Below are 23,522 nucleotides of genomic sequence, written 5' to 3'. Positions count from 1 at the left end.
CTTTTTCTGGGTAGGGGGATTGAGTGAGATGAGCACGGCGACGATGACAAAAGACGAACCGGTCTATGACGTGGACGCCTACCGCGCCGACTTTCCGGTCTTCTCCAAGGACATTCGCGGTAAGCAGGTGGTCTATCTGGATAGCGGGGCCTCGGCCCAGAAGCCCCAGGCCGTGCTTGACCGCATGATGGAGGTCTACGCGGGCGAGTACGCCAATGTTCACCGGGGCGCCTATTGGCTCTCCGAACGGTCGACGACCCTCTATGAAGAGGCGCGGGAAACCGTAAGGGCCTTCATCAACGCCGAGAAGACCGAGGAAGTGGTCTTCACCATGGGAGCAACGGACGCCATCAATCTGGTGGCCATGACCTTTGGCCGGGGGCTGCTGAAGGCCGGGGATGAGGTCATCATCACCGAGCTGGAACACCATTCCAATATCGTGCCCTGGCAGATGTTGCGTGACGACAAGGGCATTGTGCTTAAGTTCGCCCCGATTACCGACGCGGGAGAGCTGGATATGCCCGCCTTCGAGGCCCTGTTGACCGACAAGACCAGGCTGGTTGCCATGGCCCATACCTCCAACGTGTTGGGCACGGTCCTGCCGGTGGAAGCGGTCATCGAGAAGGCCCATGCGGTGGGCGCCCGGGTGCTGCTGGACGGCTGCCAGGGGATTGTCCATTGCCCGGTGGACGTTCAGGCCTTGGATGTGGATTTCTATGTCTTCTCCAGCCACAAGCTGTATGGGCCGACGGGCGTGGGTGTGCTGTACGCCAAATACGCGTTGCTCGACGCGATGCCCCCCTTCCGGGGGGGCGGTGACATGATTGCCAGCGTCACCAAGGAAAAGTCCGAATGGGCCGAGCCTCCGGCCAAGTTCGAGGCCGGGACGCCCCCCATCGTCCAGGCCGTTGGCCTTGGCGCGGCGATCAATTATGTCACGGCCATCGGCATGGACGCGATTGCCGCCCATGAGCGCGACCTGTTGCTCTACGCGACCCAGCGCATGGCGTCTGTGCCGGGCTTGACCATTCATGGAACGGCGACGCACAAGGCCGCCGTGATCAGCTTCACCATGGAGAGCGCCCACCCCCACGATATGGCGACGATCCTGGACCGGGCGGGCGTGTGTATTCGCGTCGGCCACCATTGTGCCCAGCCGCTGATGGAGCGCCTTGGCGTGTCCGCCACGGCCCGGGCGTCTTTCGGCCTTTATAACACGCGGGCGGACGTTGACGCGTTCGTCAAGGCGTTGGAAAAGGTCAACGAGTTCTTTGGGTGAGACCACAATCTCGCGGTAGCGAAGATAATGAAAGAAGCCTGCTATGATGCCTCCTTATGCCATGCCCGCCGCCTCCGAGGACCCTCCCGAGGAAGGTGAAATCGCTCGCGCCGGTTCCCCCCTGGCTGAGGGGACGCCTGTTGCGGAAAAGGATGCCGTGATCGAAGCGCTGAAAGAGGTCTACGATCCGGAAATACCCGTGAATATCTATGACCTGGGCCTTATCTATGAGATAGACCTGAGCGAGAAGGGCGATGTCAGCATTCTGATGACCCTGACCGCGCCAGCTTGCCCCGTGGCGGGTATCCTGCCCGGTGAGACCGCCGAGAAGGTCGCCGCCGTTTCGGGCGTGGGTGAGGTTGTCGTCAACCTGACCTGGGAACCGGGCTGGACCATGGACCGCATGAGCGAAGTGGCCCGCGTCGCGCTCGATATGTTTTAAGAAGAGTTAGATCAAACAAGTTGAGCATCGAGTGGACTGGAAAACCGGTGCCCACTTTTCCGCTCGATGCTCTAGACCTGGAGGAGACCCACCATGTCCTTACCCCCCCCGATCACCCTGACCCCCGCAGCCGTGGCGCGCGTCAAGGACCTGATGGGCCGCGCCGACAAAGAGGTGCTGGGCCTGCGGGTGGGCGTCTCCAACAAGGGATGCTCCGGCCTCAGCTACACGGTGAACTATGCCGAGGACGGTCCCCGTATGCTTGAAGAAGTCGTCGAGCAGGACGGCGCCCGGGTGTTCCTCGAGTCCAGCGCCGTGATGTTCCTGATTGGGTCCGAGATGGACTACAAGCAGGACAAGCTGCAGGCGAGCTTCACCTTCACCAACCCTAACGCCGCCAGCACTTGTGGCTGTGGAGAGAGTTTCTCTGTGGCGTAAAGGCGGGGGCGTGATTCGGGTTTAAGAAGGCCGTCCCGATGGGGGCGGCCTTATCGTTTGGGGGGGGATCCTTGGAGCCAACGGATAGGAGAGTGAGCGGCGTTCTGTTCGATCTGGATCAGACCTTATTGGATCGGGATGGAAGCCTGGACCGATTCCTGTCCTGGCAATGGCGCACAGATCCCATTTTTCAGGGGATCCCCGAGGAACGCTTCAAGGCCGCTTTCGTGAGTCTGGATGCCAACGGGACGGTTTGGAAGGATCGGGTCTACCTCCGTCTCCTTGATCTGTTCGGCTTGCCCTGGGAGGCTGTTCCCCCGTTGCTCGAAACCTATCTGTTCGCTTTCGCGCAATACGCCCAACCGGTGTCCGGCTGCCGGGAGGCCCTCCGAAGCTTGAAAGCGCGAGGGATTTCCCTTGGGATTGTCACCAACGGGCGGGAGGATCTTCAGTCGGCGGTGATCGCGGCTTTGGGGCTGGATGACCTGATGGATGTCGTGGTCATTTTGGAGGAAGCCGGAGTGAAGAAGCCGGATCCCCGCATTTTTTCTATGGCCCTTGATCGGTTGGCGCTCTCCGCCCCAGAGTGTGTTTTCGTGGGCGACCATCCGGAATCGGACATCCGAGGCGCCAAAGCGGTTGGCATGCGGGCCCTGTGGCGCAAGACCCATTGGTTTCCGCCTCCGGATCCTGGCCTTGTGGATGGGATCATCACGGATTTGGGGGAGGTGGTGGAGGCGATTGATCTCCTGCCCCGCCGGTGACGAAGTGCATGCCCCAAGGGGCCTTGGCCAAAAGAGAATCACTTTCGTTCAAAACAATTTCTGAAACGTTCAATATCCCCGGGGCCCGTTCCCCGTAGTCTTTCCCTCGGCGGTCACTCATCAAAAAAACAGGCAAGGACCGCGACGTGTGGGTGTTCCACGCGGACCATGGGAGGAATAGATGAACAAAACGATCGACGCGTTGATCATCGGCGCGGGCGTGGCGGGGCTTTATCAGCTTCACCAACTCCGCCGCGAAGGGCTTACGGTACAGGGTGTGGAAGCCGGTTCGGATCTCGGTGGCACCTGGTATTGGAACCGCTATCCCGGGGCCAAATTCGATTCCGAAAGCTATATCTATCAATATCTGTTCGACGAGGACCTCTATAAGGATTGGACCTGGAGCGAGCGCTTCCCCGGCCAGCCCGAGATTGAGCGGTGGATGCACTACGTCGCCGACCGGCTCGACCTGCGGAAGGACTTCACCTTCTCAACCCGGGTCACCAAAGCCGACTTCAATGGTGAGACCGGGCGGTGGCGGGTCGAGACCGACACGGGCGACACCTACGACACGCGCTTCCTGATCGGCTGCACCGGAATGCTCTCCGCCCCGCTGGAGGACCGCTTTCCCGGACAGGCGCGCTTCAAGGGGACGATCCTGCATACGGCACGCTACCCCAAGGGTGGTATCGCCTTGGAGGGCAAACGGGTTGGGGTGATCGGTGTCGGCGCCACAGGCATTCAGGTGATCCAAACCATCGCGCCGGAGGTGGCCGACCTGAAGGTCTTCGTGCGCACACCCCAATATGTGCTGCCCATGAAGAACCCGAAATACGGATCCGAGGAGGCGGCTTGGTACAAGTCCCGTTTCGAGGAGCTGAAAACCAACCTGCCCAATACCTTCACCGGCTTTGAATATGACTTCCAGCATACCTGGGCCGACCTGACACCCGAGGAGCGCCTCGCGGTGTTGGAAGATGTCCATGCCGATGGCTCGCTTAAACTCTGGCTCGCCTCCTTCGCAGAGATGTTCTTCGATCCGGAGGTTTGCGAGGAAATCTCGGCCTTCGTGCGGGCGAAGATGGCCGCGCGGTTGAAGGATCCGAAGCTGATCGACATCCTGGTTCCCAAGGCCGAAGACTACGGCTTTGGCACCCATCGCGTGCCCCTGGAGACCAACTATCTGGAGGTTTACTTGCGCGACAATGTCGAGGCGGTGAGTGTTCGGCAGAATCCGATCAAGGAAATCGTCCCCGAGGGTGTGATGCTTGAAGATGGGACGGTGTATGAACTCGACGTCATCATTATGGCGGTGGGCTTCGATGCCGGGTCGGGAGCATTGACGCGCATTGACATCACCGGGCGGGACGGGATGAGCCTGCGTGACGAATGGGCCAAGGACATCCGCACCACACTTGGGGTGCAAAAATACGGCTTCCCCAACCTGTTCATGACCGGTGCCCCCCTCGCGCCCTCGGCGGCCCTGTGCAACATGACCACCTGTTTGCAACAACAGACGGAATGGATCACCGACTGCATCCGCCATATGGAGAAAGCCGGGAAATCGGTCATTGAGCCGACGGAGGATGGCGAGGACGCCTGGGTCCGTCACCACGACGCGACGGCGAACGCCACGCTGATCTCCAAGACGAACTCCTGGTACACGGGCTCGAACGTGGCGGGCAAGCCGCGCCGGGTCCTGTCCTACACGGGGGGAGTCGGGACCTATCGGAAGAAATGCCAGGAGATCGCCGACGCCGGTTATCCTGGCTTCGCCATGAGTTGATCCGTCCGGATCGAAGTGTCAGGGGGCTGCCCGCCGTCGGAAGGCGGCGGGCGTGACTCCGAAGGCGGTTGAGAACATACGGGTCAAATGGGCCTGATCGGTAAAGCCGCAGTCCGCAGCAACAGCCTTGACCGGGAGATCCGTCGTCGCGAGCAACTGTTTTGCCCGCTCCAGCCGCCGCGCCGTGACGAAGGCATAGGGCGGTTTGCCGAAGCTCTGGCGGAAGCGTTTGGCGAACAGGCAGGGGGTGAGCCCAAGCGCCTCGGCCATACCCTTGAGGTCGAGTGGCATGGCCAACTCGGCGTCAATGTAGTCCAGGATCAGGCGCTTTTCCCGGGGCGAAAGGGCGCTGCTCGGACGGGCGGTGGGCAGGCGGATCGAAGCGTAGCGGCGCAGCAGATGCACGACCAGGCCCCGGGCCATGGCGTCCACATAAAGCGGTCCGCCCAACCCGTGGACCTGGGTTTCCTGGGCAATGGCCCGGATTGCCGCCGTCATGACCGGATCGTCAGCGCGCAGCACATCGTTCAACGTCACCTTGCTGACCGAGCAATCCATGACTTCACTGGCCACCTCTGCCACAAGGTCTCCGGACAGGTAAATATGGGTCACATCGATCGGCTCGTGCCAATTCCAAGAGGCCTGCTGGGCGCGGGTCAGCAGGGAGGCCGCGCCGGGCCCTAAGGTGTCGTGGGTCCACCGGCCTTCAAACCGGCGTCCCATCGGGGTCGTGCCCGCTTGGTAACCCACCAGCATGAAGTCGCGCATCGCCGGAACAATCACATCCTGGCCGTCATAATGGTAGGACCGCGACGCCACATGCTTCCAGCCGAGGCCATCACTGGCCGAGAGCAGGCGGCCCGGTACCCATTCGGGCAACTCTTCATAGGAAATCAGTCCGTTCATTCCGGTTCCTCCTCCCTGAACGGCGAAGGGCGACGGCGCTGCCCCCAAATCCTCTTTTTTCTTCTATACTTGGTCCCCCTGAAAAACCGAAAAACTCGGGGCTTTGCCCCGCCCCCACCGGGGCCTGAGGCCCCGGACCCCCATTTGAGATCAAAGGGTCCGAGACCCTTTGCGGGTCTGGGCAGAGCCCAGAAACTGCGAAGCACATTTTTCGGATTTTCGAAGAAACGGTGTATACAAAGAAGAGCCTGGGGTCTGGGGTCTTTCGGTCCCAGTCTCGCCAAAGAGGGGGGGACGGGGCAAAGCCCCGTGACAGGCAAACAGCCCCTATGCCCCCTTCTCCTCATTCCGCTTGAGTGGCCAGGGACTGGTAAACGGCGGTTTCGAAGTCCATATACCCGGTGAAGGACACGGGGTCGCCGAACGGCAGGATTTGGGTCGCCCAATAGCCTCCCAGTCCGTTCTCCCGGTCGATCCAGAAAAAGCTGTTGGCCAAGCCCGCCCAGCCGATCGCCCCCGCCGGGCGGCCGGTGGGGGCCGTCTCGGAATTGACCATGAAGGTGTAGGACCAGTCCTTTTGCAGACCCGGGAAGAATTCGGCGTCGTTTGACAGGGAGGGGATCACGCCGGGCAGCATGACGACCTTTTGGGGGGGAACCAGGGCTCCCTTGACCGCCCAGGCGACGGTTTCGGGCTTCAAGACCTGGCCATGGGGGCCGACCCCGTCGTTGAGCCACATGCGGATGAATTTCATATATTCGGGGACCGTGGCGTAAAGCCCATGCCCCCCCATGTCGATTTCGGGATTGTCGGGCAGGAAGAACTCATCCATGGGCGAGAGGGTGCCGTCCTCGGCCCGGGCGTGGATGAGGGCGGTCCGCGCTTTCATCGCCTCCGTGCGTGTGAAGGCGATGTCCTCCATCCCCAAGGGGTCGAAGACGCGCTCGCGCATCACCGCGCCCAACCGCTTTCCACGGATTCCCTCGACGACCTGACCGACCCAATCGATATTGGTGCCATATTCCCAGTGGGTGCCGGGGTCGAACAGCAAAGGGGTCTCGATACTGGCCCGCGAGGCGGCCACCACGGACGGCTGTCCATGCTCTTCGGCCAAGCGCTTATAGGTTTCGTTGAAGAAGTCATAGCCGAAGCCTGCCGTGTGCAGCAGAAGCTGGCGGGTCGTCACGTCGCTTTTCGGTGGGCGGAGCATGGGCTGTCCGGCGGCGTCGAAACCGTCGATGACCTGGAGGGCGCCAATGGCCGGGGCGTAGTCCTTGGCGGGCGCATCGAGGTCGAGAAGACCCTCTTCCACGCATTGCAGGGCCGTGGTCCCGGCAATCGCCTTGGTGGTCGAGAAAATGGCAAACACCGTATCCTCGGTCATCGGCGTTCCGTCCAGGCGGCGCTCGCCCGCTGCCCCGGAATAGAGGGTGTCATTTCGGTCCGTGACCATGGCCACCACACCGGGAACGCGGGGAGCCCCCGTCACCAAGCCGTTCAGAATGTCGTCGCATGTCGCTTTCAGATTACTCATTGTGTCCTCCCTTAGAGGGAAATGGGATCAGCTTGGAACAAACTGGCCCCATTTCACTCTCATTCTATAAGTTTTAGAGTATCTTCGAGGCCAAGTTTGGTCGCAAAGCGACCCAACTTGATCTCGGAATACTCTAGGCTTTTGTTTTGCGAAGCTTGGGGTGTCTCGCTAAGGACGTCTGTCCTGGATCGGTGCGCCCTGTCCGGCTTCGGAAGAATACGGCGCCGGGGCACCGCTTTTCGCTGCCCTTATCGAACAGCACGGGCCCGGGCTCGGGTATGGGAGGGCAATTCGCCGTAACGCTCGCGGTACAGTCCGGCCAATGCGCCGAAGTTCGTGAACCCCCAGTCCGAGGCGATATGGGCGATGGTCCGGTCCGCAGGCGCTGTCTCCAGATCGGCGCGCAACCCCTCGAGCCTGCGCGCTGCGAGGAAGTCCCTTGGCGTGATGCCGCGGAAGCGACGGAAGCCACCCGATAGGGTACGGGCCGAAACACCCACGCGCCGTGCCACCTCGCCGATGGTGGGGGCCTCGCGCGCTTCCGCTTCCAAAATCTCCTCGGCGCGACGTACGTAGGACGGGGCGGCGGTCCGCGCTCCCTGGTCCAGGTGAATGCCCGCCCCGGCGGCCCATTCGCGCAGAAGCTCAAGGCAGATGATCTCCTCGAGATGGCGCCCCAAAACCCCGTCTCCGGGCATGGGAGTCAGTCTGTTCAGGGCCTGGGCGGCGTATTCAAGGAGTCTGAGCCAGGGCGAGTGGGGGCCGCCGAATTTAAGTCGTCGGGTCCAAAGTCGGTCGTCGGGGACAAAACTGAACCACCGTTCGGCGGTTTCCTCCATGACCCGATGGGGAATGGTCAGATTGACCTGCATGTGGTCTGGATCGCCGTCCAGCCAATAGTCTGTCCGGGAGCAATCCACCACCAGGCTTTCCCCCGCGCGGGTGGTCGTGGGGTGGCTGTCGTACTTGTGGTTCAGGGCGCCGCGCAGTGTGGTCAGGACAAGGATGTTTCCCGCGTCCGGGTCGAATTGGTCCAGATGAATGCCCGTGCCATAGGAGAACCGCGTCATGGTCACGCGACCGGCCTTGGCCGAAAACATCGTCGCGTCAGGGCGGGATAGGGGCTCCAGCGGCCGGACACGGTAGGGCATGTAAACGGTCTTACAGAATTCCTGAACTTCGTCCCAATCCGTCGAATGGCTTCGACCGGGCCAATCCGTCGAATGGCTTCGACCGGGTCCGGTCGCCGAAGGGCTTCCATCGGTTGGTGCCGATGCTCCGGACCCATTCCAGTTGAATGCCTCCTCCTGCATCCCACGCCTCCTTTTTTGCGAAGCGATTGCAGGCTCACGATACCATGGGCGTGGGAGGGGGACGGTTTTTTTAACGGTCTCTGGACCGCGACTTTAGTTTTGGGTCGGTGGAGTCGAGGCGGGCGTTTGGGCTGATTGGCTCTTGCCATTGCCCAGCCCTGTGCGCAGGGCCACCAATCGGCGCAGGGACTCATACCAGAACTGACTGCCCAGGGAGGCAGCCAGGGCTGTCAGCAGCCATCCCACGGTGAGATGGAGCCAGGTCCAATTCTCCCAGAATTCATCTAAGTCCTTGTTTTCCCATCCGATGGGAAGATTCAGGCTTTCCAGGCTGCTTCGCAGCTCTTCGACGGTTTCCATTTTCACCAGTGGTTTCTCGGGGCCATTCTGGTGGCCTTGAGTGTAGCTTTCCGCTTGGGCGGTGATGATGTCGCGCAGGTCCTTGTTGACCCAAAGCGCTTCACCTACCGATAGAGCGCTGACGTTCAGGGCCGCAGACAGGGCAAAGCCAATCAGGAACAGGAAGAGTTTCGCCTTGGAGGCATACCAGCTTGAGACCGAGGTCATGGTTTGGTTGTACCATTGGGTCATTTCCTCCTGGAATTTGGACAAGTCATCCAAATAGGGCTTGAGGAAGGGAGCCAGGGGGCCTTGCAGGGCAATGGCCTGCTTATCCGGATCGGCCATCATCTCCGCCAAGGCCTTGGCGAAGGTGGTTGCGGGGATCGCCTCCGGCAAGCGGTTGCCCGCTGTCAGGGTGTTGATCCGGGGATGGTCGCGAAGGGCCTTGGTCAGGTCGGAATCAACCCCACCCAGCAGTTTGGCGAGAAAAGCCCATAGGGTCTTGCCCCGGAGTTGGAAGGTCTGAGCAAGCAATTCCTGACAGACGGTGGCCATCAAGCTCAGGGTTAAGAATGTGAAAATCAGGCCAATGGCCACGTCGAGAATCGCGAAGCTCATGTCGCCCCTCCATAGAAAGTGATCACCCGGTTTGAAGGTAATCTCTATTAGGGCTTTTTTCGATAAAATATATTTTTAAGTGTTTTTTCCCGATATGGGAGTGAACGTTAAAAAAGGCGCGAGACCGGATGATCGCGCGCCTTGGTCTTCCGCTTGCCCAATGGGGCAGCGGGTCAGTTCGGATTGAAAGCCAGGAAGGTGTCCACGTCCAACACCACCAACAGTTCCCCGTCCAGGCGAACGACGCCCGTTGAGATGGATCGCCAGCGGGCGTCCAGGGTCGTGGGGTTGGGTTCGATTCGGGCAACGTCTAAATTCTGCACGTTGCCGACGGAGTCTACCATCAGGCTGTAGAGCTCGTTCCCCTGCTCCACGGTCACGCACATGATATTGCCGCCTCCCTTCTTGGCTTTCAGGCCGAGACGCTTGCGCACATCAATTACGGTGACGATGCGGCCTCGCAGGTTGATGGCACCGGCCACTTCGGGGGGGGCCAGGGGGATGCGGGCGATCTTTTCGGGGATCAGGATATCTTGCACCTGCTCTACGGGGATGCCGAAGAGTTGCTTCTCCACGTAGATGGTAACGAAGACCTGTTCGTCTGAGGTGGCGATGGCGCCACCAGCCGGAACGGTGGTCAAGGAGCGGCTTTCACTGGCCGGGGTGAGCTCATTCATGGACTTGTCCTCGACATGGTCGTTCCCTGGAACGGCCAACCCTGGCTAGGTTGGTTCCGTCGCGGGGTGCAAGAATTGCCTGTCTCCTCCCCGCCCTTTGTTTATAGGCCATAGACCAGGGCAACATCAAGATCTCCGCTGCGAAACTGCACTTACGTCATGATTTGGGCTAAAAAAGCCACGTATGCGCTCAGCAGCAGGCCACATATCCCGACGAATGCACCATTGTACTTGACGCCAAAGCCCAGGGGGGTGATCCGAAAAACCTTGGAATGGGCGATGCCTGAGGCAATCAGGACCGAGGCCGTGAAGGGGGAGGAGGCGGCAACCAGCCCCCAAGCTCCGGCATAGGAGACGGCCATCAGAGCCGGGGGCAGGCCCAGAACCTCCGGTGCGGGCATGGCTGCAGCCAGCAGGGTGACCGAGAGGACAGGGCTCATACCCAACTGCCCCCCCAGAAGGGCCAGCCAGGGCACCAGGGTCAAGGGTACCCAAGCGGGCATGTTCAAATGGGTCAGCAGGTCGACGATTCGGTCCACGGGGATGAAGGCCGAGACGATCACCCCCAGGAAGGCCGCAGAACCGACGATGGCCAACTCGTGGTGATAGGCCGGGAAGGTGTCGCGGACATGCAGTCCCAGGCGATGGCCCGTCTCGGCGATGGCCCGACCCAGGCCCCTGTCCGCTCTCGATTGGGTGAACAGCCAGCCTGCGGCGACCAAGGGGATCATGAGCATGACTGAGACCACCAGACGGGCGTCGATGAGGCGGCTGAGTCCCAGCCCCAGGCCCAACAGGCCGACCACCAGGGCGAGAATCGGCAGCACCAGGGCCCAGGACCCCTCTTCTTCCTCTTTGCTGTCGGGAAGTGGCGGCCCGACCTTGAAGCGGGCCCGGGCGATTCGGTCCAGGGTCCAGCCCACAAGGGTGAAGGCCGCAGCCAGGATCAGCAGCCAGGGGATTTCCTCTTCCCAGGTCAAACTGGGCAGGGCGGTGAGGATGACCGCTTGGCTGACGGTCAGCGGAGACCAGGCGAGGGTGGTGGAAAAGCCCCGGTTCACGGCCTGGACCATGCGCAGACGTCGTATGGCGGCCCGGCGGGCGCGGTCGGCGTCCTTCTCCGGCCTGTCGGCGTCCCGCGTTCCTTCGGTCACCATGGCACCGAGCAGGGGGATGACGCCGAAGTTCAGGATGATGCCGAACAACTGCCCCCCCAGATTCAGGGCGATATAGCGCCAGCCCGGCTTGCGGCGGGAGAGAAACAGGCCGCAGCGTCGCACAACGCAGGAGGTGGCCGCCGCCTCCCTGAGCATGCCAAAGGCGGTGAAGAGCGCGCAGATGAAGCCGACCCGGTGGATGGCACCGCGCAGGTCGTCAGCGGACAGGGCGCCGGACCAGAGTGCGTAGCTCGATAGACCCAAGCAAAGCCAGACGAAGGTCCGCCCCGAGCGTCGGGTGCGGGGCCAGACCAGCAGTAGAAAGACGACGAGAGCACCCAGAGTTCCCCAGTCCAGGGACCTGGGCGCACCCAACTCCACCGCCAGGGTCAGCAAGACGGCGATGAGCAGAACCGGACCGGCGAGGCCCCTCATCACGGCGCCGCTGTGGCGTCGGTCAGCGGGGGCTCAAGACGGGTGATGCTCCGCCCCGTGGGGCGCAATGTCACAGACACATCGATGGTTTGGGCCCCGCCGCCAAGCATCACCCCCTTGATGGGGCTGACATCCTCGAAATCCCGCCCCCAGGCGACGGTCACATGTTCGCGCGTGATCATCTTGTCGTTGGTCGGATCCAGATCCACCCAACCGCCATTCGGTGCCTGGGGACAAGGTACGAAGACCGATATCCAGGCATGGCTTGCGTCACCGCCCTCCAGGTGCTCGCCGCTTTCCTCAACATGGGTCAGCACATAGCCGCTGACATAGCGGGCGGCCAGTCCCAGGGAGCGAAGGCAGGCGATCTGCAGGTGTGCAAAGTCTTGGCAAACCCCTCGACGCTTGGCCAGAACCTCCTGCAGGGGGGTGGCAATGGTGGTTGCCGTGGGATCATAGGTGAAGTCGCGGTGGATGCGGCTTGTCAGTTCCAGTGCCCCCTCCAGGATGGGACGCTCGGCGGGGAAGGAGTCCTTGGCGTAATCGCGGATATTGGACGTGGTGACCACATGGGGGCTGTCGTACAGCACCTGACAGGCGTCCAGGGTATCGGCGCCGAACCCCTCGCGCAGGCGCAGCGCAACCGTCTCCCAGGGCGGGGTGCGGCTGGCATCGGGGCGGGGCGGGGGGATGACCTTGACTTGACACTCGGATATCACGGTCAGGCTGTCATGGGGCTCGGACAGGGAAAAGCTGGTGACCGTATTGCCGAAGTAATCCTGTCGCTCCGATCGCATCTGGGGCAGGGGGCTCGCTCGCAAATGGGTCGACAGAACCTGTTGGGTCGCAAAGCTTCGGGGACGCAGGTGGGCGCTTTGGTGGGAAACCGTTACCGATCTGGAATACTTGTAGGCGGTCACATGTTCCACGTCGTAAGTGACCGGCGTAGGGGCCGGAGGGGTGGATGGGGGAGTGCTGGACTCGGGGGGGAGGGTCATGGGGTCCGATCTCCGGAGGGGGCAGTGGCCTCGGCTTGATCTTGATCTTGATCTTGGGCTTGGGAGGCACCTTGTTCCTCCTCCGCCTGGGCAGGCTTTCGCGGGTCCGAAGGCGTCGGTTGGCCTGGACCCATTTCCACCAGGTTGGATTCAGCGGCCAACCGCTCCTCTTGGTTGGCCTCCTCTGCGTCTTCCTCTGGCTCGGCGGAGAGCATTTCTGGCCGACGGTCTGCGTCCTGGGCGGCCTTGGCCACTTCCAGATCCGGATGTCCGGCCAATTCGGGGCGGGTCTCCACGGCATGGGCGAAGAAATGCAGGGTCAAGGCATGGGCCAAGCTGCCCAGCCCCGCGCGCAGGTCGTACAGCAGACCCGAGAGGGCTTCCAAATCATCCGTGGCCTCGCCCAGGGTCACGCGCGTTGGGTCAAGGGCGGTGACCCGGGCCGCCAGGGGGCCGATCAGCCGTTGTTCCTCGCTGGGTGGGGAGAAGGAGGGGTCGGTGCCCAGTTTGTCCATATGCTCGCGCAGGCGAACCAACTGGTAGGCCAGGGACCGTGGGTTGCTCTCATCGCAGATCAGGATGTCCAGTGCCGGCGCCAAGGTCGGTAGGGACAGGTAGCGCGACCGGTAGGTCATGGAGGAGTCGGAGATGTCCAGAATGACGTCCAGACCCGGTCCGATATCCCGATCATCTACCATCAGAAGGCCGGTCAGCAGGTCCAGGGTATGGATGGCCCGTTCCATGCGGCGCCCGATGTCCAGAAAGCGCCAGCCCAGGCCCCGGGTCATATTCTCCAGGGCCAGACCATCCAGGCCCAATAGGGTCATGATCAGGCCGTCCACCTGACTGCGTTGGGCTTCCAGGTCGAGGGGAACGTCCTTGGGGGGCTTGGTCAGCGGGTCGTTGGTCAGCAGGGAAATGGCGCGCCAGGTATCATTGGATAGACGGTCCCGCACCGCCGTCGTCGTGCGTCGCAGACTGATCAGGGTCGAAGACAGGCCGAAGACCCCATCGGGATCGGCATTCAGCGTCAGCAGATCGCGCAGAACGGCTTCCTGGACCTCGGGGGCGCCGAAATCCTGCTCGATTTTCGTTTGACCCAACAGGGCGAAAACGGAGAGGACGAGGCCCAGCTCCGGCCCGCCGTAGCCGTTTTCCATGGCCAGGATCAGGGCCTTGCGCAGTAGCCGGGCGGTGTCTTCGCTGCGCTCGGCGTTGCGGCCCAGCCAATAGGTGTTATCTGCCACCCTTGAGGGCAGGTCGCGGGACCCGCGGCAGGGAATCTCCTGCCCGGCGCGGATCAGGGTCACCGGGGCCACGGGGGATTCGGACAACACCCAGGTGTCCTTGCTGCCGCCACCCAGCTGCATGGAGACCCGGCCCGGTTCTGACATGGAATCCGGGGCTACCCGGGTCAGTCCACCGGGCATGACCATGTAACCGCCCTCATGGGCGGCCACATGGACACGCATCAGCATGGAGCGGGGGTGCAGTTTGCCGTCGACCCAGACCGGAGCAGAGGAGAGGGGGACATCCTCCTGTCCGACGAAGGTCCAGGGCCGGGCACGGATGGAGTCCCGTAGCTTGTCCCGCCCCTCCTCGGTCAGCAGGGCGCCCCGGGTGAAGCCAACGTTGGCCTGGAAAGCCGGACGCATGGCCAGACGGTCCAGGTTGTCGAGAACATAGGCGGCCTCCCGTTCCTGTCCACACCACCAAGTGGCGACCGAGGGCATGACCAGATTGGCCCCCAGCAGGCGACGACACAGGGCGGGCATGAAGGGCATGAAGGCGGGGGCTTCGACCAGACGGGAGCCCAGGGCATTGGCCAACGTCACATTGCCCGCGTGAACGGCCTCCACCATCCCGGGTACGCCCAAGGCCGAATCGCCGCGCAGTTCCAGGGGATCACAGAAGGCACCGTCGTTGCGCCGGATGATCACGTCGATCTGTTTGAGGCCTTCCAGGGTTTTCAGGTAGATGCGCCCGTCCCGGGCGGTCATGTCTTCCCCTTCCACCAGGGTCAGACCCAGATACCGGGCGAGGTAGACATGTTCGTAATGGGTCTCGTTGTAGGGACCCGGCGTCCAAACCACCACCCGGGGGTTGTCGATGGGCCGGGGGGCAAGCGCCGTCAGGCTCTCCCGTAGCTTCATGAAGAAGGGCGCGAGGCGGTGGACGTTGATGGACCGGGTGAACTCCGGAAGGATTCGGCTGATGATCAACCGGTTTTCCAGGGCATATCCGGCGCCGGAGGGGGCTTCGGTCCGGTCGTTGACCACCCACCATTGCCCATCGGGGGAGCGCGCCAGATCGGCGGCGTAGAAATGCAGAAAAATGCCATCCTTGGGCTTGGCCCCATGCATGGGACGCAGGAAACCCGGATTGGCGTGGACCAGGGCCGGGGGAATTTGCCCCTCGTTGAGCAGGTGGCGCGGTCCATAGAGGTCAGCGAGGATGGCGTTGAACAGGGTCGCCCGCTGGATCAGCGCCCGTTCGATGAAGCGCCATTCCTTTGCCTCGACCAGCATGGGAATGGGATCCAGGCTCCAGGGACGGCCATGGCCGTCCGGGGCGCCGTAGATCGTATAGGTCATGCCGGAATCCCGGATCAGGCGCTCTCCCCGCTCCCAGCGGCGTTCCATCTCGCCCTCAGGCAAGTTTTCGTACATCTGCATGAAGGGACGCCAGCGGTCCCGGGTGACACCCTCTGGCGTCATCAGTTCATCATAGCCCGGTGGGGCCATGTAGGGCGTCGGCGCGAGGCTGGGTAGATAGTCCCGAGGGTCCACCGTTGGGGGGCTGGTCATCTTGATCTCCGGTGGTTCGTTCGCAGGATCCCCAAGGGGGGGGAGGCGAAGCCTCGGTGGGTATATCGGGTTTTAAACACCACGTTGCTTGGATCGACGCAAGCTACTCAGTATCCGAAATCCTGAAGAAACGCCGTTTTGGCGGAAATAAGCCGGAAAATCAGAGGGTTGGTCCGGAGGAGCTTGCTTTTCGTACAAGATAGCTTCCGGTCAAAAAAGAACCGGAATCTACCCAGGCAGCGACTCTGGATCCAAAATGACCGTCCGCAGGTCGATCACCCCATCGGCACGCTGGCGGAGCTGAACCCGGTTCCGGATCCCCCAAAGGACAGGCTGCTGCAGGAGGGGAATATAGGCCACGTCATCGCGGAGAAGCATCAGGATTTCCGCAGCCGCCGCATCCCTGAGGGGCTTGTTCTGGGCTTGAGTCATGCGCGGAATCAGCCGACTGACCCGGGGATCGCAGAATCCGCCCAGGTTTAAGGCGCCGGGCCCAGGGGGAGGGGCGACGCCGTCGGGTGTGTCGGGAGGGCAGGCGGCCAGATTGAGGATCGGGTTGCCGATTTCCAGGGTGTTGGGCAGCCAGCCGAGCAGATAGAAGTCACTCTTCCCGGTCAGGATATGGGGGAAATAGGCCTGTGGCGTCATACTGTTGATGGTTACGCGGATGCCGACCTCGGCCAAGGCGTCGGCGACTGCGCCACAAATCAGGGTGTCGCGGAGATAGTGGCCCGCCGGGCAATCCAGGGTCACGGAGAACCCCGTTCCGGGCAGTCCCGCTTCGGCCAGCAGCGCCTTGGCCCGGCGCGGATCGGCGGCGGGGCGGATGTTCAGGGCTTGAGGGAACCCGTTGATCACCGACGCGGCGATCAGGGCGGCAGGTTCGGCCTGACCGGCCAGGACGGTCTGGTTGATGGCTTCGGCGTCGATGGCCCGCATCACGGCTTCCCGGACCCGCTTGTCGAGGAAGGGGTTCCTTGTCGGGCGGCTGGCCAGGGCGCCGTTCAGAAACTGAGGCCGGGCCTGGCTCATGCCCAGCATCAAGACCCGAGGCCCCGGCGTGCGCAGAGCGAGGACCCCCGGCGTCCGGCCCAGGGGCTCCATCATCTCCGGATCCAGGTCCTGGGCGAGGTCGACCCGATCCTGCAACAGAAAGCGCAGGCGGTCCCGGGCCCGGGGTGTGGGGTAAAGGGTTGCGCTGGTCACCGTCGTCGGCGGGCCACCCCACCAGTCGGGATTGGCTGTCAGCGTGAGGGGGCCGTTGGGGGTGAAATCCGTGACCTTAAAGGGGCCGGTTCCATTTGCGGAAATCTTGGGGTTGTTTTGACTCAACCAGGTGTTTTCCATGATGGGGGCGAAGGTCAGGCGATCGGGGAGGTCCCCCACAGGGGTGTGGGTGTAGATGTCAACGGTCAGGTCATCCATGCGGCGGATGCGATACAAGGGAGCCAGAAGATCCCCCTGGCTTTCCGAAGCGGCCATCGCCCGCTCAAGGGAGGCGATCACATCGTCAGCGTCCAAAAGAGCCCCGTTGTGGAACCGGATCCCCCGGCGCAAATGGAAGCGCCAGCGTGTTGTCGTGACGGGTTCCCACCCCTCGGCGAGCCCGGGGCGAAGGCTCAGGTCCGGTGCCCGCCCCACAAGGGATTCGTAGACCTGCCCGATGATCCCCTGTTCGGTCAAACTGGGCAAGGCATGGGGGTCCAGGTTGGGCAAGGAGGCAGGCGCTGTCCATCGGAACTCAGCGGCTTGGGCTTCCCCCCAATGGGGCAAGCCCGGGACCAATCCGGACAGGGCGACCAAACCCAAACCCAGGACCAGTCGCCGAATCAGGTGCGGGGCGACAGGGGCTTTGAACCAGGCTGTGGTGGGGAACAAGGTCATGGGTGAGGATCCGGCGAAAGTATACGGGGCAGACGAAGGGTGAAAGTGGTTCCTGCCCCAAGAGTAGAGGTGACAGCGATGCTGCCCTTCAGAGTCTGGGTAACCAGATTGTAAACAATGTTGAGGCCCAATCCCGTTCCGCCCTCGTTTCGACGGGTGGTGAAAAAGGGGTCGAAGATTCGGGTCAGGTGTTCGGGGGCGATACCCTGGCCATCGTCAGAAAAGGTCAACAGGACATGGTCGGGACCGTCGGGGCGGGCGGTGAGAACCATGGAGCCTGCCGGTCGGTCCGGGTTCCCGTCAAGGGCGTGGGTCAGGGCATTGACGACCAGATTGGTGAAGGTCCGGAAGAGGGCGCCGGGATAGCTGTCCATGAGGATATTTTCCGGACAGTTCAGGGCCAAGGTGTGTTTGCCGCGCTTCAGTCGGGGGCGCAGACTGAGGAGGATCTCCTCGAGATAGTCATGCAGGTCAAAGCGCCGCCGCTCGTCGGACGTCTGGTCGACGGAAACCTGCTTGAAACTCTGGATCAATTCCGCCGCCCGGGTCAGGCTGGACAGGATGAACCCGGTGCTGTCCCGCGCCGTTTCGGTATAATCGGAAAGCGTCGACCGTTTTAGACGATTGGACGTGATGGCCTCCTCCAGATCTTTGGTTTTCTCGGAGAGGAAGGAGGCCGCAGTGAGCGCGGTTCCGATGGGCGTGTTGATTTCATGGGCGACACCGGCCACGAGCTGGCCGAGGGAGGCCATCTTTTCGGCAACCAGAAGAGTTTCCTGCGTGGCGGTCAGGCGGTCCAGGGCGTCCTCTGCCGCATCCTTGGCCGCCCGCAACTCCCCTTCGGCCTGTTTGGCTTCGGTGATTTCCGTAAACGTGCGGACATAGCCGCCATCGGGCAGGGCAAAGGTGTTCACCGCCAGCGTTCGACCATTGCCCATGTCCCGTTCGTAGGCCATGCGGGAGAAGGGGTCGCCCCGGCGCAAGGTGGCTCTCATATCCTCGGGCATGCGGTCGAAATCCTCGCCAAAATCCCCCCGTCCGTATTGGTAGGCGAGGAGTTCCGAAATCAGGGGCAGGCGATTTCGGAAAAGGAAGTCGGGCATCTGGAGAAGATCCAGATAGCGTCGATTGTGCTGCAGGACACGACCCGTGCTGTCGACCAGCAGGATGCCTTGACTCATGGCATCGAGCATGGTGTCCAACTGGCGTGTTTGTGTCGCGAGCTTCTCGTCCGCCCTCTTGGCTTCAGTGATATCGGTGAACGTCCGCACATATCCCCCTTGGGGTAAGGACACGGTCCGGACCTCGAGAACCAAGCCTCCGGGATGGCGGCGTTGGTACACCAGGGCCGTACGTTGGGATGCGGGAACGCTGAGCCATTTTGCTATACTACTGCGGACCTGATCCACCTCTTCGGGCATCAAGGTGCCATGGCGAACCATATAGGCCATGACTTCCCCATGGAGTGGGTGGGTCTCAAGGAGAGGTTCGGGAAGGTCGAGCAGCTCCAGGGCCCGGCGGTTCCATTGAACGACACGGGTGTTCGCGTCGGCAACGAGAATCCCCTGATCCATGGCGTTGAAAATGTCATGAATCGGCAAAGGGCTGGACACCGAGACTCCACTTTGTAAAAAGGGCTCGTCGGTCGAAGGGGGCAATGGGGGCGATGAGGGTGTCACGATTTTTTATTTTCCTTGACATTGCCACAGGTAAACCAAGGTTATCCTTCAACGGATTGGGGCTCAATCCCTTTGAGGACATGGCTTGTCTTGCCGACCATGGCAAGGGCGTCGCGCTGCCTTGTGGGGAATGTGGGGAAAGTCCGTTTCCACTTTCGCGTATGGGGCTCTAGAGTGAAGCTGCATCAGCGTGAGTCAAGCTGGCCCAGTTTCGCTCTCATTATAGTGATTTTAGAGTATCTTCGAGGCCAAGTTTGGTCGCAAAGCGACCCAACTTGATCTCGGAATACTCTAGGCAAGGCGCCCTTGTCCCGGTATCGTGCGGGCTCGCAGGCGGGCGACACCGTCGTGGTCAGTTACTCACGGTTTTTGCGTGGGTGGTCAGGGGGAACGCTGCCCCTTGGTCCGGGAAGGGGGTATCATGGTTGTTGGTTCCGTTCGGTCGTTTTCATTCCTGCGGTTTGTGACGTTTCCTTCTGTGGTCTTGGCCGGGACTCCCCGGATTTTGGCAGTAGCCATCCTTGCCCTGGGTCTTGCCGCCGCTCCTCTGGCAAGCCGGGATGCAAAGGCCGATCCCGCCTTTAATATTGTCTGGATGTCGGCTGCGGGTTTGCTGGCTGCGGGCATTGTCGGTGACCTGTTGCGTGGCAACGAAATCAGCGCCGATACCATGCCCGACGAGGTGGATACCCTGACTTTCGGTATGGGTGCTTACAACGTCTGGAAAGATAACGAGGGCGATTTTGACCAGATGCCCGCCCTGTTCCGCTTCGAATACCGCCCGGCCTACTACCTGTGGATCGCTCACCCCATTGCGGGGATCGAGGCGACTCATCTGGGATCTACCTATGTCTATGGTGGTTTCATGGCCGACGTGCGCTTCGGCGAGCATATCATTCTCTCTCCCAGTGCGGCTGTGGGCTGGTACAACCAGGGTGGCGCCCGGGATCTGGGCGGGCCGTTGGAGTTCCGCACTGGGATCGAGGCCGCCTACCGCTTCGAGGACGGTCTGCGGGTCGGTATGGCCTTCCACCATATTTCCAATGCGGAACTCGGGGATATCAATCCGGGTATCGAGGAAGTGACCCTCAATGTTTCTTTGCCCATTCAGTATTTCCTTGGGAAGTAGGGTGCCGGGGAAGTAGGGAGCGGGGGGAAGTAGAGGAAACTCTGGGGAAATGACTCATTTCCCCCAAATATCAGTTTGACAGAGCCGGATGCCGGACCTATTTTCCCGGCTCCCAATTCATCGGGGTTGGCATACCCATCCGGGGCGCGCGACGTCCGACGGGTCTAGAAACCTTCCCAGCCGTGCGAGGAAAGAACCATGCGTGTCCGCAATTCCCTGAAGTCGGCCAAAGTGCGCGACAAAAACTGCCGCGTCGTGCGCCGCAAGGGCCGCGTCTACGTGATCAACAAAAAGAACCCCCGTCTTAAAACCCGCCAGGGTTAAGGGGCTGGCCCAAGGGCTGGTTCTTGTCCCACGGCGCAGACGCCTGGGAGTCACGTTGCGAATAACGCATAAAGCCGCATTTTTCTTCTGGATGAAGAGAAATGCGGCTTTATGCGTTTGGACCTATGAATTGACCTGTGCTTTTCCGTATCGTGGAAAGGGCGCCAATCCACCTTGTGATTTATCGAGGGGCTTCGTACAAATCTAAACAGACCCGGGGAATCGGGCGGAGGAGGGGCGGAAAACCGCTCCGTTTCTTGGGAGAGGAAGGGAACCGCCATGCGCATGCCCGAGCCGGATGCCGCTGTGATGGGGCGCCGCGAGTCCATCGTGGCCGACCTGCGCCGTATCGTCCCCGGGGAGGGGGTGATCTCCTCCATCGACGAAATGCGCGCCTACGATTGCGATGGGCTGTCCGCTTATCGCCAGCTTCCCCTGATCGTTGTCTTGCCGTCGACCACCGAACAGGTGGCCCGAGTCCTGGCCTACTGCCACAAGAACGGCGTGAAGGTTGTGCCCCGTGGAGCGGGCACGTCGCTGTCCGGCGGCTCCCTGCCGCTGGCCGATGCCGTCACCCTTGGCCTGGGCAAGTTCAACCGAATCCTGGACATTGATCTGCCCAACCGCTGCGCCGTGGTTCAACCCGGTGTTTCGAATCTGGCCATCTCCAACGCTGTTGCCGCCGATGGCTTCTATTACGCGCCGGATCCCTCCAGTCAGATCGCCTGTTCCATCGGTGGCAACGTGGCGGAGAACTCCGGCGGCGTGCATTGCCTGAAGTACGGCCTGACCACCAACAATGTCCTGGGCGTGGAATTCGTCACCATCGAGGGCGAAATCCTGCGTTTGGGGGGGAAGTACCTGGATTCGGGGGGACTCGACCTGCTGGGGATCGTCACCGGGTCTGAAGGCCTGCTGGGGATCGTGACCGAGGTTACCGTGCGCCTGCTGCGTCGACCGGAGACGGCCAAGGCCGTGCTGATGGGCTTTCCCAGCAACGAAGACGGCGGCGATTGCGTCGCCGCTATCATTGCCGCAGGCATCATTCCCGCCGGGCTGGAGATGATGGACAAGGATGCCATCGCTGCGGCCGAAGATTTCGTCCATGCGGGCTACCCCCTTGATGTGGAAGCCCTGCTGATTTGCGAGCTGGACGGTCCGGAGGTGGAGGTGGACCACCTGATCGAGCGGGTTGCGGCCATCGCCAAGGATCACAAGGCCTCGACCCTGCGGGTGAGCACGTCGGAGGCGGAGCGCATGCGCTTCTGGGCCGGGCGCAAGGCGGCCTTTCCGGCGGTGGGGCGGATCTCGCCGGATTACATGTGCATGGATGGCACCATTCCCCGTGGGCGCTTGCCGGAAGTCCTATCCCGCATGCGCGCGATGAGCGTCAAACATGGCTTGCGGGTGGCCAATGTCTTCCACGCCGGGGATGGTAATTTGCATCCGTTGATCCTGTTCGACGCCAATAAGGAAACGGAACTGGAGCGGGCAGAGGCTTTCGGTGCGGATATCCTGACCCTCTGCGTGGAGGTCGGCGGGGTGCTGACTGGCGAGCATGGGGTGGGTGTGGAAAAGCGCGACCTGATGCCGACCATGTTCAACGAAAGCGACATGGCTCATCAGCAACGTTTGAAATGCGCCTTCGATGACGGTCACCTTCTCAACCCCGGCAAGGTCTTCCCGACGCTGCACCGCTGTGCCGAGTTGGGGAAGTTGCATGTCAGTGGCGGCAACTTGCCCTTCCCAGATATTCCTCGCTTTTGATGCCCGCCGGAGAGTCTGAGAGATGACGGATACCGCCTTTCGCCCCACGGACGACGCTCAGCTTGTCGAGCTGATCGCCTGGGCCTGTGCCGAACGGAAACCCCTGGAGATCCGGGGAACGGGTACCAAGCGGGGCTTGGGCGCGCCGGGTAATGCCGAACAGAGCCTCGACATGATGGGCTTTTCCGCCATTTCCCTCTACGAACCCGCTGAACTGGTGATGTCCGCAGGCGCCGGTATTTCCCTGGCGGAGGTGCAGGCCACCCTGGCCGCCCAGGGCCAGCACCTGGCCTTCGAGCCGCCGGACCTGGGGCCTCTTCTGGGCACCGAAGGCGCGGGGACTTTGGGGGGCGTTATCGCCTGTAATCTGGCCGGACCGCGACGGATCAGCGTTGGGGCGGCCCGAGACCACTTCCTGGGATTTCGCGGGGTCAGTGGCCGGGGCGAGGCCTTCAAGTCCGGCGCCCGGGTGGTGAAAAATGTCACCGGGTTTGACCTGCCCAAGCTGATGGCCGGATCCATGGGGACCCTGGTGGCCTTGAGTGAATTGACCATCAAGGTTCTGCCCGCGCCGGAGACCCTGGGAACCGTTCTGATCCTTGGCCTGAGCGACGAAACAGCCGTTCACGCCCTGTCCCGTGCTCTCGGCAGTGCCCATGAGGTCAGCGGTGCGGCCCATTTGCCCGGCTCCCTTTTGGCCGGAAGCGCCTTGCCGGACGAGGTTCTGTCCCTGGGGAGGGCCGTGACCTTGGTCCGGGTGGAGGGCCCCGGCCCGTCCGTCGCCCACCGGGTCGAGGCCCTGCGGAGCGAGCTGAAGGATCTGGGCGAGACCCAGGCCCTGGACAGCACCGCCTCCGACGCCGTTTGGGCCGCTTTGCGGGATGTGAAACCCCTGGTCGAACCCCGGGATCGGGCGGTCTGGCGGATCTCGGTCGCGCCCACGGCGGCCCCCGGAGTGGTGGAGGCCATTGGCGCCCAGCGGTCCGTGGAGGCCTTCTATGACTGGGGCGGTGGCCTGATTTGGCTGGCGACGGGAGAGGACGGAGATGGCGGGGCTCGGGCGATTCGGGCAGCGGTGGCGAGCCAAGGGAAGGGCGGCCATGCAACCCTGCTGCGGGGCTCCCAAGCCCTGCGTGCGGCGGTACCGGTCTTCCAGCCCCAGCCGGGCCCCCTGGCCGCCCTGTCCCAGCGTCTGAAAGATCAGTACGACCCCCACGGCATTCTCAATCCCGGCCGTCTGTAA

19 protein-coding genes are annotated in these 23,522 nt (G+C 62.2%); 9 read left to right on the top strand and 10 right to left on the bottom strand.

Features of this window, described 5'->3' with window-relative positions; genetic code table 11:
• The first annotated feature begins 28 nt into the window (after window positions 1-28).
• The 5 genes from ACLIRY_RS22560 (at window position 29) to ACLIRY_RS22540 (ending at window position 4,709) form a co-directional block, all read left to right on the top strand.
• Complete coding sequence (locus tag ACLIRY_RS22560; RefSeq protein ID WP_413207682.1) at window positions 29-1,279, top strand: aminotransferase class V-fold PLP-dependent enzyme; 1,251 nt, start codon at window positions 29-31, stop codon at window positions 1,277-1,279.
• Window positions 1,280-1,322: 43 nt separating this feature from the next.
• A complete protein-coding gene (locus ACLIRY_RS22555; protein WP_413207681.1) occupies window positions 1,323-1,721 on the top strand; it encodes an SUF system Fe-S cluster assembly protein in 399 nt (132 codons plus the stop codon).
• Between the two features lie 93 nt (window positions 1,722-1,814).
• Window positions 1,815-2,159, top strand: coding sequence for a HesB/IscA family protein (locus tag ACLIRY_RS22550; protein ID WP_413207680.1), 345 nt, complete (start codon window positions 1,815-1,817; stop codon window positions 2,157-2,159).
• Window positions 2,160-2,251: 92 nt separating this feature from the next.
• Window positions 2,252-2,923 carry an HAD family hydrolase gene (locus tag ACLIRY_RS22545; RefSeq protein WP_413207679.1) on the top strand — a complete coding sequence of 224 codons (672 nt, stop codon included), beginning with the start codon at window positions 2,252-2,254 and terminating at the stop codon, window positions 2,921-2,923.
• Window positions 2,924-3,104: 181 nt separating this feature from the next.
• On the top strand, window positions 3,105-4,709 hold the full coding sequence (locus ACLIRY_RS22540; protein ID WP_413207678.1) for a flavin-containing monooxygenase: 1,605 nt from the start codon (window positions 3,105-3,107) through the stop codon (window positions 4,707-4,709).
• An 18-nt stretch (window positions 4,710-4,727) separates the two neighbouring features.
• Here ACLIRY_RS22540 and ACLIRY_RS22535 read toward each other — a convergent pair whose 3' ends face one another.
• The 10 genes from ACLIRY_RS22535 to ACLIRY_RS22490 all read right to left on the bottom strand — a co-directional run bounded on the left by ACLIRY_RS22535 (window position 4,728) and on the right by ACLIRY_RS22490 (window position 18,993).
• Entirely contained in the window at window positions 4,728-5,615 is an 888-nt protein-coding gene (locus ACLIRY_RS22535; RefSeq protein WP_413207677.1) for a helix-turn-helix domain-containing protein, read from the bottom strand.
• 343 nt (window positions 5,616-5,958) lie between these two features.
• Window positions 5,959-7,149 carry a serine hydrolase domain-containing protein gene (locus ACLIRY_RS22530; protein ID WP_413207676.1) on the bottom strand — a complete coding sequence of 397 codons (1,191 nt, stop codon included), beginning with the start codon at window positions 7,147-7,149 and terminating at the stop codon, window positions 5,959-5,961.
• 248 nt (window positions 7,150-7,397) lie between these two features.
• Window positions 7,398-8,462, bottom strand: a complete 1,065-nt coding sequence (locus tag ACLIRY_RS22525; protein WP_413207675.1) for an AraC family transcriptional regulator — start codon at window positions 8,460-8,462, stop codon at window positions 7,398-7,400.
• A 93-nt stretch (window positions 8,463-8,555) separates the two neighbouring features.
• Window positions 8,556-9,422 (bottom strand): hypothetical protein, encoded by an 867-nt coding sequence (locus ACLIRY_RS22520; RefSeq protein ID WP_413207674.1) that lies wholly within the window; start codon window positions 9,420-9,422, stop codon window positions 8,556-8,558.
• Window positions 9,423-9,595: 173 nt separating this feature from the next.
• Window positions 9,596-10,099, bottom strand: coding sequence for a chemotaxis protein CheW (locus tag ACLIRY_RS22515; RefSeq protein WP_413207673.1), 504 nt, complete (start codon window positions 10,097-10,099; stop codon window positions 9,596-9,598).
• A gap of 152 nt (window positions 10,100-10,251) precedes the next feature.
• Window positions 10,252-11,691 carry a hypothetical protein gene (locus tag ACLIRY_RS22510; RefSeq protein ID WP_413207672.1) on the bottom strand — a complete coding sequence of 480 codons (1,440 nt, stop codon included), beginning with the start codon at window positions 11,689-11,691 and terminating at the stop codon, window positions 10,252-10,254.
• Entirely contained in the window at window positions 11,691-12,689 is a 999-nt protein-coding gene (locus ACLIRY_RS22505; protein ID WP_413207671.1) for a transglutaminase family protein, read from the bottom strand. Before ACLIRY_RS22505 ends, ACLIRY_RS22510 begins: the two co-directional genes overlap by 1 nt.
• Window positions 12,686-15,496 (bottom strand): circularly permuted type 2 ATP-grasp protein, encoded by a 2,811-nt coding sequence (locus ACLIRY_RS22500; protein WP_413207670.1) that lies wholly within the window; start codon window positions 15,494-15,496, stop codon window positions 12,686-12,688. The genes ACLIRY_RS22505 and ACLIRY_RS22500 overlap by 4 nt, the downstream gene beginning before the upstream one ends.
• 228 nt (window positions 15,497-15,724) lie before the next feature.
• The gene (locus ACLIRY_RS22495) at window positions 15,725-17,380 is read right to left on the bottom strand and encodes an ABC transporter substrate-binding protein (RefSeq protein ID WP_413207669.1); all 1,656 of its coding nucleotides are present in this window, start codon (window positions 17,378-17,380) and stop codon (window positions 15,725-15,727) included.
• Window positions 17,377-18,993, bottom strand: a complete 1,617-nt coding sequence (locus ACLIRY_RS22490; protein ID WP_413207668.1) for a PAS-domain containing protein — start codon at window positions 18,991-18,993, stop codon at window positions 17,377-17,379. The genes ACLIRY_RS22495 and ACLIRY_RS22490 overlap by 4 nt, the downstream gene beginning before the upstream one ends.
• A 487-nt stretch (window positions 18,994-19,480) precedes the next feature.
• Here ACLIRY_RS22490 and ACLIRY_RS22485 point away from each other — a divergent pair, with 487 nt between their 5' ends.
• From ACLIRY_RS22485 to ACLIRY_RS22470, 4 genes are all read left to right on the top strand, one after another.
• Window positions 19,481-20,188, top strand: coding sequence for an acyloxyacyl hydrolase (locus ACLIRY_RS22485; RefSeq protein ID WP_413207667.1), 708 nt, complete (start codon window positions 19,481-19,483; stop codon window positions 20,186-20,188).
• Window positions 20,189-20,386: 198 nt separating this feature from the next.
• Window positions 20,387-20,512, top strand: a complete 126-nt coding sequence (ykgO, locus tag ACLIRY_RS22480) for a type B 50S ribosomal protein L36 (RefSeq protein ID WP_413207666.1) — start codon at window positions 20,387-20,389, stop codon at window positions 20,510-20,512.
• A gap of 279 nt (window positions 20,513-20,791) precedes the next feature.
• Window positions 20,792-22,279, top strand: a complete 1,488-nt coding sequence (locus tag ACLIRY_RS22475) for an FAD-linked oxidase C-terminal domain-containing protein (protein WP_413207665.1) — start codon at window positions 20,792-20,794, stop codon at window positions 22,277-22,279.
• 22 nt (window positions 22,280-22,301) lie between these two features.
• Window positions 22,302-23,522, top strand: a complete 1,221-nt coding sequence (locus tag ACLIRY_RS22470; RefSeq protein ID WP_413207664.1) for an FAD-binding protein — start codon at window positions 22,302-22,304, stop codon at window positions 23,520-23,522.

The organism is Rhodospirillum sp. A1_3_36, from assembly GCF_047263945.1.
Taxonomy (GTDB): Bacteria; Pseudomonadota; Alphaproteobacteria; order Rhodospirillales; family Rhodospirillaceae; genus Rhodospirillum.
This window is presented reverse-complemented; position numbering and strand designations above follow the sequence as displayed.